This window comes from Saccharothrix stipae (assembly GCF_054781895.1).
In genome coordinates, this window is sequence record NZ_BAAGTN010000003.1 from 78,024 (window position 1) to 91,990 (window position 13,967).

The 13,967-nt window shown below is 70.8% G+C and carries 12 protein-coding genes; 5 read left to right on the forward strand and 7 right to left on the reverse strand.

The annotated features are described in order from the left end of the window. Positions 1-162: 162 nt before the first annotated feature. Positions 163-1,131, reverse strand: coding sequence for a hypothetical protein (locus ACYVLT_RS07170; RefSeq protein ID WP_461119321.1), 969 nt, complete (start codon positions 1,129-1,131; stop codon positions 163-165). Further along, positions 1,128-1,655, reverse strand: coding sequence for a SigE family RNA polymerase sigma factor (locus ACYVLT_RS07175; protein ID WP_461119322.1), 528 nt, complete (start codon positions 1,653-1,655; stop codon positions 1,128-1,130). Before ACYVLT_RS07175 ends, ACYVLT_RS07170 begins: the two co-directional genes overlap by 4 nt. A gap of 272 nt (positions 1,656-1,927) precedes the next feature. Between ACYVLT_RS07175 and ACYVLT_RS07180 the strand changes: the two genes are divergently transcribed. From ACYVLT_RS07180 to ACYVLT_RS07190, 3 genes are all read left to right on the forward strand, one after another. Next, positions 1,928-2,299: an STAS domain-containing protein gene (locus ACYVLT_RS07180; protein ID WP_461119323.1), complete on the forward strand. Its 372-nt coding sequence runs from the start codon at positions 1,928-1,930 to the stop codon at positions 2,297-2,299. 187 nt (positions 2,300-2,486) lie between these two features. Further along, complete coding sequence (locus ACYVLT_RS07185) at positions 2,487-3,032, forward strand: hypothetical protein (RefSeq protein ID WP_461119324.1); 546 nt, start codon at positions 2,487-2,489, stop codon at positions 3,030-3,032. Between the two features lie 127 nt (positions 3,033-3,159). After that, positions 3,160-4,707 (forward strand): S8 family peptidase, encoded by a 1,548-nt coding sequence (locus ACYVLT_RS07190; protein WP_461119325.1) that lies wholly within the window; start codon positions 3,160-3,162, stop codon positions 4,705-4,707. A 184-nt stretch (positions 4,708-4,891) separates the two neighbouring features. Here ACYVLT_RS07190 and ACYVLT_RS07195 read toward each other — a convergent pair whose 3' ends face one another. Further along, positions 4,892-5,872, reverse strand: coding sequence for an alpha/beta fold hydrolase (locus tag ACYVLT_RS07195; protein WP_461119326.1), 981 nt, complete (start codon positions 5,870-5,872; stop codon positions 4,892-4,894). Between the two features lie 127 nt (positions 5,873-5,999). On the opposite strand from ACYVLT_RS07195, the gene ACYVLT_RS07200 reads away from it, so the two are divergent. After that, the gene (locus tag ACYVLT_RS07200; RefSeq protein ID WP_461119327.1) at positions 6,000-6,950 is read left to right on the forward strand and encodes a helix-turn-helix transcriptional regulator; all 951 of its coding nucleotides are present in this window, start codon (positions 6,000-6,002) and stop codon (positions 6,948-6,950) included. A gap of 86 nt (positions 6,951-7,036) precedes the next feature. On the opposite strand, the gene ACYVLT_RS07205 is transcribed toward ACYVLT_RS07200, so the two are convergent. Both ACYVLT_RS07205 and ACYVLT_RS07210 read right to left on the reverse strand, forming a co-directional pair. Next, positions 7,037-8,896: an ABC transporter ATP-binding protein gene (locus ACYVLT_RS07205; RefSeq protein ID WP_461119328.1), complete on the reverse strand. Its 1,860-nt coding sequence runs from the start codon at positions 8,894-8,896 to the stop codon at positions 7,037-7,039. Beyond that, positions 8,893-10,626 carry an ABC transporter ATP-binding protein gene (locus tag ACYVLT_RS07210; RefSeq protein WP_461119329.1) on the reverse strand — a complete coding sequence of 578 codons (1,734 nt, stop codon included), beginning with the start codon at positions 10,624-10,626 and terminating at the stop codon, positions 8,893-8,895. The genes ACYVLT_RS07205 and ACYVLT_RS07210 overlap by 4 nt, the downstream gene beginning before the upstream one ends. 97 nt (positions 10,627-10,723) lie before the next feature. Between ACYVLT_RS07210 and ACYVLT_RS07215 the strand changes: the two genes are divergently transcribed. Further along, the gene (locus tag ACYVLT_RS07215; RefSeq protein ID WP_461119330.1) at positions 10,724-11,344 is read left to right on the forward strand and encodes a TetR/AcrR family transcriptional regulator; all 621 of its coding nucleotides are present in this window, start codon (positions 10,724-10,726) and stop codon (positions 11,342-11,344) included. Positions 11,345-11,359: 15 nt separating this feature from the next. On the opposite strand, the gene ACYVLT_RS07220 is transcribed toward ACYVLT_RS07215, so the two are convergent. Together ACYVLT_RS07220 and ACYVLT_RS07225 are read right to left on the reverse strand one after the other, a co-directional pair. Next, the gene (locus ACYVLT_RS07220) at positions 11,360-12,244 is read right to left on the reverse strand and encodes a Vgb family protein (RefSeq protein ID WP_461119331.1); all 885 of its coding nucleotides are present in this window, start codon (positions 12,242-12,244) and stop codon (positions 11,360-11,362) included. A 219-nt stretch (positions 12,245-12,463) separates the two neighbouring features. Further along, positions 12,464-13,867 (reverse strand): protein kinase domain-containing protein, encoded by a 1,404-nt coding sequence (locus ACYVLT_RS07225; protein ID WP_461119332.1) that lies wholly within the window; start codon positions 13,865-13,867, stop codon positions 12,464-12,466. Positions 13,868-13,967: the final 100 nt, after the last annotated feature.

Genomic DNA, 13,967 nt, shown 5'->3' on the forward strand with positions numbered 1-13,967 from the left:
CCGAAGTGGAGCTGTGGGACGTCGTAGAGGTCTGGATTGCGGCGGCGTTTCGGTGCGTGATCCCTGGGCGTTTGGGCCGGGTCGGTCGGGTGGTCGAACAGCAGCGGGTAGGACGGTCGGGCCAGTGCGGCGGCGCGGTGACCGCGCCGCCGCGACTCGCGCTCAGTTGTTGGTGATGCCCTCGGTGAACCGGACCAGGTCCTCCTGGGTGAGGCCCACGGCGTCGGGTACGGAGACGCTGAGGTTGCCGTGGCCGGGCAGCGGCACCCACAGGGTCGTGACGCTGTTCATGGTGCTGAGCAGGCCGGTGCGATCGCCTACCCGGATCGGTGTGCCGACCTTGCCGACCTCGTTGCCCGTGCGGCTGATGGTGATGGTCTTGGTTCCGTCGTCGGAGGTCGGGGCGAACACCACCGTCTCGTCCGTGGCTCCGTCGGAGGTGACGACGACCGACATGCCTGCCGGCAGCCAGGCGAAGTTCAACGGCATGGGGATCGGCTGTGGTTCCGGCCGCAGGTCTTGGGCGTAGCGGAGGACTTCGGCCTCCGCCAAGGTGGGTGACTCCACCACGACCCACTGGCCGGGCTGTTCCTGCCAGACGACCTTCACCTTCGACGCCATCCGGATCACCTCGGCGGGCATGCCGCGGACGGTGGTGGTGGTCTTGTCGATCACCGGGCCGTCGGTGGGCATGGTGGGGTCGGCGGTGACGTGGACGTCGGGTCCGGAGGGGACGTGGGCGGCGTTGCTGGTGGAGTGCAGCTTGCTGCCGAACCCTTGGACCCCGAGGGTGTAGTTGTGCGGCCGTCCAGGCGTGAACGGAAACGTGCCGGGGGACGAGGTCGGTCCGGGTACCAGCCGTGCCGTGGTCGCCGGCGGGACCGTGCCCGTGGTGATCGTGATCGAGGAACTGGCCGCGGCCTGCTGCTGAGGCACTGCCGGATCCGACCGCAGGAGGTACGGCGCACCCAGACCCAGTGCGACCACGGCTGCTGTTCCCACCGCTATCCGTCCGGTGCGGCGCCTGCGTCGTACCGCGGTGAGCACGTCGTCGGCCAGGTCGGGTGACGGAGCGAGCGCGGCCGGCGTGGGCAGGTCGTGCAGCCGGTCACGGAGTTCGTCGGTGTTCACGAGCGCGCCTCCTGCGGGATGTGTGCTGCGGTGAGGGAGGGTTCGAGCGCCCGGAGCTTGGCCAGCGCTTTGGACGCCTGGCTGCGGACCGTGCCCAACGAGACGCGCAGCAGTGCGGCGACCTCGGCCTCGGAGCGGTCTTCGTAGTACCGGAGCACCACCACGGCCCGCTGCCGGGGCGGCAGCCGGCGCAGGGCTCCCATGAGCCCGTCCCGGTCGGCGATCTGCTGGGCGTGGTCGTCGGCGGCGGCCTGGTGGGGCGGGTCGGCCATCGGCGACTCGGGCCGTGCGGCCCGCAGCCGCCACCACCGGGCCTGCTGGTTGTACATCGCGCGCCGCACGTACGCGTCGGGTTGGTCGCGGCGGTGGATCCTGGACCACCGCCTGGCGGTTCCCAGCAGCGCGGATTGCAGCAGGTCCTGGGCGTGGTGCACGTCGCCGGTCAGCAGGTACGCCGTGCGCAACAACGACGGCGACCGGCTGATCACGAACTCGCGGAACTCCCGCTCGTGCTCTGGGGTCATCTGTCCTCCCTGTTCACCCCCTTAGATACCGACGGCCCCGATCACATTGCCCGAACGTGCGAGATCGTCCAGCGCCGGTCAACACGCGCGCCACTCGTCACCGTCGTCACGGACAGGTGAGAATCGCCGTCCCCTTCCCGATGCCGCAGGCCAGAGGGGTGGTGGGAGCGGTCCGATCACGAAGGTTTGCCGAGCGACGAATCAGGGAACCGGTACGAGGCCGGCGACCGTCGGTGATCCGATCTGCGGGTGGACTGCCGTGAGGGGGCGGAATGAGTCTGCACATTGCCGGTGACGACGTGGCCGTGTCGTTGAAGCGGCTGGGGCCGGTCTCGGTGCTGGTAGTGCGGGGCTGTGTCGATGCCGGGACGGTCCGGGTGCTGCGGGACCACCTGGACTCGGTGTCGGGCGGCCCGGGTGGTGTGGTGGTGGACCTCGGCGAGGTGTCGTTCTTCTCGTCGGCGGGGGCGGCGGTGCTGTCGTCGGCGGGGCGTCGGGTCCGGCTGCACGTGGTCGTGACGCCGTTGGTCCGTCAGGTCCTGCACGCGGCGGGGGTGGCCGACTCCCTCGACCTGCACGACTTCCCGGCGGCGGCCGAGGAGGCGGCGACGTCCTCGCCGGCCCCGCTGCTGCTGGTCGGCTGACCGATCACGTCCGGCCGTGCCACGCGGTGCGGCCGGACGGGTTTCGCCCTCACGTCGACTCTGACGGACGGTGATCAAATGGGACCGTATGAGTGACGGAGGGTAACGCCCTGTCGGGCCTTATCCGAACGGCAACCGGCTGGATAGGTTGAGCGAGTTCGTTGCCGCACAACGGAAAGGCCCCTCCGTGACCATTCCCGGAAGTCGCTACCTGCCGTCGATCGGACTGGAGATCCCGTGTAGTTGCCACGCGGCCGACACGCCGTTGCGCGTGGACGGTTTCGGCCTGGTCACCCTGGATTTCAAGGGTGGTATCAGGGTCAGGGTCGAGGGGAACATCGGTGCCGGGCTCGGTGGTGTCCGGCTGAAGGTGATCGGCCACGAGGTGAGTGCCGACTCCCCGGTCTTCGGCAGGGTCACGATCTCCCAGGCCGACGTCGACGTGACCCCGCTGAGCCTGTTGGAGACCATCGGGAGCAACCCGCCGGTGTACCGGCAGACGATGTTCCTCGACTTCACGATCACCGTGGAGAAGCCGCCGGTCGGGGACGGGCCGCTGGTGCTGTCGAACACCAAGACCGCGGCGCTGGTGAGCCCGAGGTTGACCAATTTCCCACCGCAGGGCGATGTGTACCAACTGCAGGAGCCGGTCGACCTGGCGCCGGTGGGCTCGCCCGACCAGGTCCTCGCGCAGTTGCAGCAGTTCCCGGTCACCGTCTCGCACAACCCGTAGGCGACGGACTCGGCCTCGGGACGCGCTCCCCGCACCTCCGGCCTTCGGGCTGCCGCACCGGTCTGGCCCGCCACCGCGACCGACGTGTCACTCTCGGTGGTCGGATCTCAACCCTGCGGAGGTTTCGATGAAGCGCAAGAGTGTTGTGGTGAACGGGGTGTTGGGCGCGCTGGCGCTCACCACCGGCCTCCTGGTCGGTGCGCCACCGGCGGGTGCGGCGGACGGCGACATCAAGCTCGCCGCCGCCGGCACCGCCGTGCCGGGTCACTACGTGGTGGTGCTGAAGGACGATGTGACCGCCCAGGCGACCGAACTCACCGCCAAGCACGGCGGCACGGTCACGACGACGTGGCGGCACGCGTTACGCGGCTTCGCCGTCAGCGCCAGTGAACGGGAGGCGAGAAGGCTGGCCGCGGACCCCGCGGTGCGGTCCGTCAGCGAGGACGGCCTGGTCCAGGCGGTCGACACGCAGCCGAACCCGCCGTCGTGGGGCTTGGACCGCATCGACCAGCGCGACCTGCCGCTGAACTCGTCCTACAGCTACGACACGACCGCGTCGAACGTGCGCGCGTACATCCTCGACACCGGCATCCGGACCACCCACTCGACGTTCGGTGGTCGGGCGTCGTGGGGCTACGACGCCGTGGACGGCACCAACACCGACTGCAACGGCCACGGCACGCACGTGGCGGGCACCGTCGGCGGCAGCCACTACGGCGTGGCCAAGGGCGTGCAGCTGGTCGCCGTCCGGGTGCTCAACTGCGCGGGTTCCGGCACGTTCGCCCAGGTGATCAGCGGCGTCGAGTGGGTGACCGCGAACGCCGTCAAGCCCGCGGTCGCGAACATGAGCCTCGGCGCCTCGGCCTCGGCGGCCACCGCGCCGCTGGAGACGGCCGTGCGCGGCTCCATCGCCTCCGGCGTCACGTACGCCTTGGCGTCCGGCAACTCCAACTCCGACGCGTGCGGGTTCAGCCCGGCGCTGGTGCGCGAGGCGATCACGGTCAACGCCTCGACCAACACCGACGCGCGGGCGTCGTTCTCCAACTTCGGCACGTGCAGCGACATCTTCGCGCCCGGTCAGAACATCACGTCGTCGTGGCACACCGGCGACGCCGCCACCAACACCATCAGCGGCACCTCCATGGCCGCGCCGCACGTGGCCGGCGCGGCGGCGCTGTACCTGGCCACGCACGCCGGTGACGCGCCCGCGACCGTGCAGGCCGCGCTGGTCAACGCCTCGACCCCGAACAAGATCACCAACCCGGGCGCGGGTTCGCCGAACCGGTTGCTCTACACCGGTGCCACGAACGGTGGCCCGTCGACCGTCACGGCGGTCCGCTACTACGGCCGGGGCGACCACCTCACGTCGGTCACCGGCGCCCCGTCCGGCTACGTGCTCGAAAGCGGCCTGGGCCGGCTGCTGACCGCCCAGGCACCGGGCACGCACCCGCTGTACCGCTGCGTGATCGGCTGGGACAACTTCACCTCCTACGACTCGAACTGCGAGGGCCAGTCCCGCGTCGGCCTGCTCGGCTACGCCCACGACGGCGCGGTCGCGGGCAGCCACCCGATCTACCGCTGCCTGGTGCGGGGCAGCGGTGACCACATGGAGTCCTACGACTCGAACTGCGAGGGCCAGATCACCGAGGGCAGCCTGGGCTACTTCCTCGACTGACCCCGGGGAAACCAACGTGTAGCACGACCAGTCGGTGCAACGCCGCCCTCGGCGGCGGCCCGTTCGGGCCGCCGCCGAGGCAGGCAGGTCGGACCGCCGCGGCGAACCGGGCCGCGTAGGGCCGGTGGTACGCGATGGCGGGATGCGGCCGTCGACTGTCGAATGTAGACGTTCGGGGGAGCGGTCAACGAATGGCTTCGACCCCCTTACCCGACACGCCCTGGTCGGCGGCCCGTTGGTCCAGCCACGTCAGGATCGCCTGGTTCGTCTCGTCCGGCTTCTCCTGCTGGATCCAGTGACCGCAGTCCAGGCCGACCACGTCCACGTTGGGGACGAACTCCGTCAGTCGTTCCGACCTCAGGATCGCGTCACGGTCGCCGTAGATCATGAGTGCGGGTTGCCGGATGACCGGGTCCACGTCGGCCAGCAGGCGCCAGTTGCGGTCGAGGTTGCGGTACCAGTTGATGCTGCTCGTGAAACCCGTCGACGTGAAGGCGGAGATGAAGACGGCCAGTTCGCCGTCGCTCATGACGGGTTCGCCGAGGGGTGTCTCCGCCCTGGCCAGATCGATCATCGCCATACCCGGCTGTGGCGGTTTCGGGGGCTGGTTCTTCCGGAACAGGTTGCGCAGGAACCGGGCCGGGTGCTCGTCGAGCACGGCGTCCGCGACGCCCGGCTGCCGGTTGAAGTGGACGAAGTAGAAGTCGGGGCCGAGCACGGCCTCCATGGACTCGATCCAGGGCGCCTCTCCGCGCTCTTGGTAGGGCAGGCTCAGCGCCACCACGCCGTTCACCCGGTTCGGGTGCAGCAGGGTCAGGGCCCAGACGACGAACGCGCCCCAGTCGTGGCCGACGAAGGTGGCGTCCTCGTAGCCGTAGTGGTCGAGGAGTGCGACGAGGTCACCCGACAGGTGCTCGATGTCGTAGTCCGTCACCTCGGTCGGCCGGGACGAGTTGCCGTAGCCCCGCTGGTTCGGGACGATGACGTGGTAGCCCGCCGCGGCCAGGGCCGGCACTTGGTAGCGCCAGGAGAAGGCGTGCTCCGGCCAGCCGTGACAGAGCACGATGGGCCTTCCGGCATTCTCCCGACCCGCTTCGAAGACCTCCAGTTCCACTCCGTTGACGGAGACGAGGGCGGGTTCGGGGAAGTCGGTCGGATTGAACATCGCACGTCCTGTCGGTCGTTTTGGGGCGTCGGCGTCGGCGCAGCTGACGGCCGATGCGGTAACGCCGCCATCGTGCCGACCGAAACAGGTCATCCCGTGACCGGTTTGCTGTGGGAGTGTTCGCGGTGTGCGAGCCGACCGGCTGATGGCCATCCTCCTGCTGCTGCAACAGCGCGAGCAGCTCACCGCGGCGGACGTCGCCCGGGAGCTGGAGGTGTCCGAGCGCACCGCCCGCCGTGACTTCGACGCCCTGGCCATGGCCGGCGTGCCCGTCTACTCCATCCAGGGCCGGGGCGGCGGCTGGCGTCTCGTGGGCGGCGCCCGCACCGACCTGTCCGGGCTGACCGCGGGCGAGGCGCGCGCCCTGTTCCTGGTCGCCGGCCCGGCCTCGGCCGCGACACCGGCTGTGAAGGCAGCGCTGCGCAAGCTCGTCCGTGCCCTCCCGGAGCCTTTCCGGGGGCAGGCCGAGGCGGCGGCGGCGTCGTTGGTCATGGACCCGCAGCGGTGGGGGACGGGCCGGGTCGTGCACCGGCCGCCGCCTCGCTTCCTCGACGAACTCCAGGACGCCGTGATCCGCGGTGTCCAGGTGCGGCTCGGCTACGTCGACAGCAGCGGCGCCGAAACCGAGAGAACCGTCCACCCGCTGGGCATCGTCGCCAAAGGCCAGTGGTGGTACCTCGTCGGCAACACCGACGCGGGCCGGCGGACCTTCCGGATCGACCGCGTGTCGTCCGCCGACCCGACCGGCGATCCCGTGCACCGACCCGACGGGTTCGACCTGGCCGAGAGCTGGCGCGAGATCGCCGACGAGATCGACCGCAGGCGGATGCCCCTCGAAGTCCAGGCGACCTGCGCACCCGACGGGATGGCCCGGCTCCGGATGGTGCTCGGCGACCGGCTGGAGGTCGGGGGCGCCACGACCGACGGCCGCGTCGAGGTCGTGATCCGCGGCTACAACGAGTACGCGCTCGCCGGCGAGCTCGCCTGGCTGGTCGAATGGCTTGAGGTGACCGGCCCCGCGGGTGTGCGGGACCACCTGGCCTCGATCGGCAACGCACTCGTCCAGCGGTACGGCTGAGACCCGCCCGTCGCCGGTGGCACGACCGGTCGGTGCGACGCCTGCCTCGGCGGCGACCCGTCCGGGCCGCCGCCGGGGCAGGCAGGTCAGACCGCCGCGGCGAACTGGGCGGCGTAGAGCCGGTGGTACGCGCCCTCGGCGGCCATCAGCTCGTCGTGGCTGCCCTGTTCGACGATCCGACCGGACTCCATCACCAGGATCACGTCGGCGTCGCGGATGGTCGACAGCCGGTGCGCGATGACGAAGCTCGTCCGCGACGACCGCAGGGCCGCCATGGCGTGCTGCACCAACGACTCCGTGCGGGTGTCCACCGAGCTGGTCGCCTCGTCCAGGATCAGCAGCGAGGGGTTGGCCAGGAACGCCCGCGCGATGGTCAGCAACTGCTTCTCACCGGCGCTGACGTTCGTCGCCTCCTCGTTGATGACGGTGTCGTACCCGTCCGGCAGCGTCCGCACGAACCGGTCCACGTAGGTGGCCCGGGCAGCGGCGATGATCTCCTCCTCGGACGCCGAGGAGTTGCCGTAGGCGATGTTGTCCCGGATCGTCCCGCCGAACAGCCAGGTGTCCTGGAGCACCATGCCGGTCTGCGCGCGCAGGTCCTCCCGCTTCAGCGCGGTGATGTCCACGCCGTCCAACGTGATGCGGCCCGCGTCCAGCTCGTAGAACCGCATGATCAGGTTCACCAGCGTGGTCTTGCCCGCGCCGGTCGGACCGACGATCGCGACCGTCTGCCCCGGCTCGGCCACCAGCGACAGGTCCTCGATCAGCGGCTGCTCGGGCCGGTAGGAGAAGCTCACGTGCTCGAACTCCACCCGACCGCGGCGCTCGGCGGGCAACGACGCCTCCGCCGGGTCCGGCTCCTGCTCCTCGGCGTCGAGCAGTTCGAACACCCGCTCGGCCGAGGCGACACCGGACTGCATGAGGTTCGCCATCGACGCCACCTGGGTCAGCGGCTGGGTGAACTGGCGCGAGTAGTGGATGAACGCCTGCACCTCGCCCAGGGTCATCGACCCCGACGTGATGCGCAGGCCGCCCACCACCGCGACCGCGACGTAGCTGACGTTCGACAGGAACATCATCATCGGCATGATCAGCCCGGACACGAACTGCGCGCCCATCGCGGAGCCGAGCAGCTCGTCGTTGCGGCGCTCGAACTCCTGCTCCGACTCACGCCGGCGGCCGAAGACCTTCACCAGCTGGTGGCCGGTGAACGCCTCCTCGATGTGCGCGTTCAACGCGCCGGTGTGCTTCCACTGCGCCACGAACAACGCCTGCGACCGCTTGCGGATCCGCCCGGTCGCCACCACCGAGATCGGGATCAGCAGCAACGCGATCAGCGTGAGCAACGGCGAGATGGTCAGCATCATCACCAGCACGCCGATGACGGTCAGCAACGAGGTGAGCAGCTGGCTCAGCGTCTGCTGCAACGTGGTCGACACGTTGTCGATGTCGTTGGTGACGCGGGACAGCAGCTCACCGCGCGGCTGGCCGTCGAAGTAGCGCAGCGGCAGCCGGTGGATCTTGTCCTCGACGTCGGAGCGCAGCCGGAACACGAAGCGCTGCACCACGTTGTTCAGCACGCGGCCCTGCCACCAGGCGAACAGCGACGAGATGAGGTACAGGCCCATCACCCACATCAGCACCGCGGCGAGCGCGGCGAAGTCGATGCCCGCGCCGGGCGTGCCGCGCATCCGGCCCAGGACGCCCTCGAAGATGATGTCGGTGGCGTAGCCCAGGATCTTCGGGCCGGCCACCGCGAACGCCACGCTGATGACGCCGAGCGCGACCACGACCAGCAGCGCGAGCCGTTCGGTCCGCATCCGCTGGACGAGTCGCCGGGCGGACGGGCCGAAGTTCTCCGCCTTGCCCATCGGCATCCCCATGCCGGGCAGGCCGCCGCCCATCCGAGGGGGTGGGGCGGACCGGGTGGTGGTGGGTGCGCTCATGCCGCCTGCTCCGAGGTCAGCTGCGACTCCACGATCTCCACGTAGGTGGGGCAGGAGTCCAGCAGTTCGTGGTGGGTGCCGATGCCGACGACGGTGCCGTCGTCCAGCACCACGATCCGGTCGGCGTCCAGGATCGTGGACACGCGCTGCGCGACGATCACGACGACGGCGTCGCGCGTGTGCGGTCGCAGTGCCGCGCGCAGCCGGGCGTCCGTGGACAAGTCGAGCGCCGAGAACGCGTCGTCGAACAGGTAGATGTCCGGTTTGCGCACCAACGCCCGGGCGATGGACAGCCGTTGCCGCTGGCCGCCGGAGACGTTCGTGCCGCCCTGGGCGATCTCCGCGTCGAGCCCGCCCGGCATGTCGGCCACGAAGTCGCGCGCCTGCGCGATCTCCAACGCCTCCCACAACTCCTCGTCGGTGGCGTCGGGCTTGCCGTAGCGCAGGTTGGACGCGACCGTGCCGGTGAACAGGTACGGCCGCTGCGGCACCAGCCCGATCCGCGTGCACAGGGCGTCGATGTCGATCTCGCGGACGTCGGTGCCGTTGACCAGGACACCGCCGCCGGTCACGTCGATCAGCCGCGGCACGAGGTTGAGCAGGGTCGTCTTGCCGGTGCCCGTGCTGCCGATGATCGCGGTGCGCTGACCGGCCTCGGCCCGGAAGGCGATGTCGCGCAGCACCGGTTCGTCCGCGCCGGGGTAGCGGAACTCGGCGCCGCGGAACTCGATCGAGGCCTGCCGGGGCAGGTCGAGCAGCGGCGCGGTCGGCGGCTGCACCGAGGACTCGGTCTCCAGCACCTCGTTGATCCGCTCGGCGCTCACCGAGGCGCGCGGGATCATCATCGAGATGAACGTGGCGAACATGACCGCCATCAGGATCTGCATCAGGTAGCTCAGGAACGCGGTCAGCGCGCCGATCTGCATCTCGCCGGTGTCCACCCGGTACGCGCCGAACCACAGGACGGCCACGCTGGAGGCGTTGAGCAGCAGCATCACCACCGGGAAGATCAACGCCTGGAGCCGGCCGACCCGCAGCGCCGTGTCCGTGAGCGCGTCGTTGACGTCGGCGAAGCGCCGGGTCTCCGCGCGTTCCCGGACGAACGCCCGCACCACGCGGATGCCGGACAGCTGCTCGCGCAGCACGCGGTTGACCTCGTCGATGCGCTCCTGCATCAGCCGGAACTGCGGGACCATGCGGACGACGATGAGGCCGATCGAGATCGCCAGCGCGGGTATGCAGACCACGAGCAGCCACGACAGGCCGACGTCCTCCCGCAGCGCCATCACGACGCCCGCCACGCACATGATCGGCGCGTTGACCAGCATCGTGCAGCCCATCACGACCAGCAGTTGGACCTGCTGCACGTCGTTGGTGGTGCGGGTGATCAGCGACGACGGCCCGAGCGTGGCGACCTCGCGCGCGGAGAACGCGCCGACGCGGTGGAACACGGCCGCGCGGACGTCGCGGCCGAAGCTCATCGCGACGCGGGCGCTGTAGTAGACCGCACCGACCGACGACAGGATCTGGACGACCGACACGACGACCATCCAGCCGCCGGTGGACAGGATGTAACCGGTGTCGCCCGCGGCGATGCCGAAGTCGATGATGTCGGCGTTGAGGCTCGGCAGGTACAGCGAGGCGATGGTGCCGATCAGCTGGAGCACGAGCACGGCCGTCAGCTCACGTCTGTACGGCCGCAGGTGGGTGATCAGCAAGCGGCTCAGCAACGATGCTCCCCCAGAAGAAACGGATCGTGTCTACCATGCAAGGTAGACCCGCAGGATAAGAAACGCAAAGTATCTAAAGGCTGGGTAAAGGGGCAGGGTGACCGGGACCAAGTCACGCCGGCGAGGCGCGGAGCTGGAGCACGCCATCCTCGACGCGGCCTGGGACGAGCTGCGCGACGTCGGCTACGCCCGGCTCACCATAGAGGCTGTGGCCGCGCGGGCGGGAACGAGTAAACCCGTCATCTACCGCCGCTGGGCCGGTCGGGCGGAGCTGGTGCTGGCTGCGTGGTTCCGCAACATCCCGGTGGAACCGGACGTGCCCGACACCGGCTCGCTGGACGGCGACCTGCGCGTCCTGTTCTCCCGGATCGCCCGCCGGGCCGACTCGATGATGAACGAGATGGTCGCCGGCGTCATGGGGGAGGCCTTCCGCCACCCCGAGGTCGCGGCCCTGCTCACCGAACGCCTGGCGCACCCGGCGCCGCTGACCGACGCGGTGGAGGCGATCGTCGGCAAGGCCGCGGCCCGCGCCGAGCTGCCCCCGGTCGAGCTGCCCGACCGGGTGAAGCGCCTGCCGCTGGACCTGGTCCGCAGCGAGTCCATGACCTTCTGCGGCGGCCCGTTGACCGACGAGACCGTGGCGTCGCTGGTGGACGACGTCTACCTGCCGCTGCTGCACGGCCTGGCCGCCCTCCAGCAGGACACGGGCCCGGCCTGAGCGGCGCCCGCGCCCTCAGCCGCGGGTGATCCTGGCCAGGGCGCCGGTCTCCAGCGCGACCCACAGCGCGCCGTCCGGTCCGACGGCGATGCCGTGGGGTTCCGCGTGCGACGCGGGCAGCGGGTGCGACTCGACGGAGCCGTCCGCGGTGACCACCCCGATCCGGTTGGCGCCCCACTCGGTGAACCAGTGGTCGCCGCGGTCGTCGGCGACGATCGCGTGCGGCCGGGCGGCGCGGTCGGCGAGCGGGAACTCGGTGACCTTCCCGTCGGCGGTCATCCGGCCGACCTGGCCCGCCGCGATCTCGACGAACCAGACGGCGTCGTCCGCGCCGGCGCAGATGCCGACCGGTCCGGCCGCCTCCGCGGGCAGCCGGTGGACGGTGACCGTGCCGTCGGGGTCGATCCGGCCGATCGCGCCGGCCTGGTTCAGGGTGAACCACATCGCGCCGTCCGGGCCGGCGGTGATCGCCGACGGGAACGCGCCGGCCGAGGGCAGCGGGAACTCGGTGATCTCGCCGCTCGTGGTGATCCGGCCGATGCGGTCGGCGTTGATCTCGGTGAACCACAACGCGCCGTCGTGCCCCACGGCCAGCCCGTACGGACCGCACTCGGGCGTGGGTGGCGTGAACTCGGTGACCTCGCCGTCGGTGGTGATCCGGCCGATGCGGTGCGCCTGGAACTCGGTGAACCAGAGCGCGCCGTCCGTGCCCGCGACGATGACGGTGGGCCCGCAGCCGGGCGTGAGTCGATGGCTCGTCGGCTGCCCGCCGGGTACCAGCCGTCCGATCCGGGCGGCGCCGACCAGGGTGTACCACAGCGCGCCGTCCGGGCCGGTGGTGATCCCGTACGGGCCGCTCGTGCGATCGGCGACGACGTGGGTCTCGATGGTCAGTCGCATGGTGGAGGTGTTCGGCTCCCGGTGCGCGGCGATTCCGATCAGTGGAATCCGTTGCTGTGAACGTCGTGCTCGTGATCTTACGTGTGCCCGTGAGCCGTCCGGGGTAGCCCAGGCTGGCCGTGTGCACGCGTTCCAACACGGTAGGCCGGCTCCGGTCGGCCGGGTCGGACTGGCGCGGAAGGTTGAGCAAACCAGCCTCCGTGCCGGTCCGACCTCCTTTCAGCCGCCCGACGTGCAGTCGAGGTCCGGGTCCGGCACGGACGGGCCGTTGGCGGTGAAGCCGAACGTGGTGGAGCCGTCCGCGGGCAGCTTGGCGTTGTGCGCGGCGTTGGTGACGGTCATCGAGTCCTCGTCCACGGTGAGGGTGCCGTTCCACAGGTTGCTGATCGCGTGGCCGTCCGGTCGGGGCCAGGTCACGGTCCACCCGGTGAGCGGTTGCCCGGTCGCGTTGCGCACGGTCACGTGGGCCTGGTAACCGCCGGGCCAGGAGTTGGTGATCTCGAACCGGGCAGTGCAGCCGGACGTCGGCCTGGCCGTCGCGGTGGTCGTGGTGGCGGGTGTCGTCGTACTGGTCGAGGTGCCTGTGGTCACGGCGGTGGTGGTCACGGCGGTGGTGGCCGAGGTCGTGGTCGCGGTGGTCGAGGTCGCGGCGGGCTGGGCGTTGCCGGTCGAGTCGTGGCGGGCCAGCGAGTTGCCGATCACGATGCCGCCCGCGACCAGCACCACGGCGCCGGTGACGAGGGCGATCCGCCGCCACGGCACGCGGTGCGGTGCGGTCAGCGGTCGCGTGTCACCGGACCGCACCGCGCCCGGCACCGACCGGCCCTCCACGACCGCGCCCAGCAGGGCGTGCGTCTCGGCCATCGTCGGCCGTTGCGCCGGGTCGCGGCGCAACACCCGTTCCAGCACGTCACCCAGCGGGCCGGGGAACCGCAGCGGTTGCACCTCGCCCTCGGCGACGCGGCGCAGCAGCGCGTACGGGTTGTCGGTCGTCCCGAACGGCGGGTGGCCCTCCAGCGCCGCGTACAGCGTCGCGCCCAGGGAGTAGACGTCGGAGGCGAACACCGCGTCCTGCCCCGCGGCCACCTCGGGGGCGAGGAACGCGGGCGTGCCGACGACGACCCGGGCGTCGGTCACGGTGTTCTCGCCGATCGCCCGCGCGATGCCGAAGTCGGCGATCTTCGCGGTGCCGTCCTCGGCCAGCAGGATGTTGAAGGTGGAGACGTCCCGGTGCACGATCCCGGCCGCGTGCGCGGCGGCCAGCGCCGACGCCACCTGCCACCCGACGCCCGCCACCAGCTCCTCGGGCAGCGGTCCGCGCTCGTCGACCAGCTCGGCCAACGTCCGCGACGGCAGGTACTCCATGACCAGGCACGGCTTGCCGTCGTGCTCCACGACGTCGTGCACGGTGACCGCGTGCGGGTGCCGCAACCGGGCCGCGACCCTCCCTTCCCGCACCATCCGCTCCACCGCGACGGGCGAGCCACCCGCCCCGAGGAGCTTGACCGCGACGGCTCGCCCCAGCCGCTCGTCGCGCGCCCGCCAGACCACCCCGGCGGCGCCACGCCCGACCAACTCCACCAGCCGATACCGCCCGGCGATGACCTCGTCCCGTTCCGACACAGCCAGAAGCTACTTGCCCGCCCGTCCGCCGGGCCAGCTCCGCTGATCGGGACAGGGGGTGCCGGGGCGCTCGACTCCCCGGCCGACTGCTCGTCCGCAG

Excerpts from the sequence above, each read along its gene's own strand:
- ACYVLT_RS07220 (WP_461119331.1), bottom strand. The coding sequence starts at position 12,244 with ATGCGACTGACCATCGAGACCCACGTCGTCGCCGATCGCACGAGCGGC.
- ACYVLT_RS07205 (WP_461119328.1), bottom strand. The coding sequence starts at position 8,896 with ATGAGCGCACCCACCACCACCCGGTCCGCCCCACCCCCTCGGATGGGC.
- ACYVLT_RS07180 (WP_461119323.1), top strand. The coding sequence starts at position 1,928 with ATGAGTCTGCACATTGCCGGTGACGACGTGGCCGTGTCGTTGAAGCGG.
- ACYVLT_RS07195 (WP_461119326.1), bottom strand. The coding sequence starts at position 5,872 with ATGTTCAATCCGACCGACTTCCCCGAACCCGCCCTCGTCTCCGTCAAC.
- ACYVLT_RS07175 (WP_461119322.1), bottom strand. The coding sequence starts at position 1,655 with ATGACCCCAGAGCACGAGCGGGAGTTCCGCGAGTTCGTGATCAGCCGG.
- ACYVLT_RS07190 (WP_461119325.1), top strand. The coding sequence starts at position 3,160 with ATGAAGCGCAAGAGTGTTGTGGTGAACGGGGTGTTGGGCGCGCTGGCG.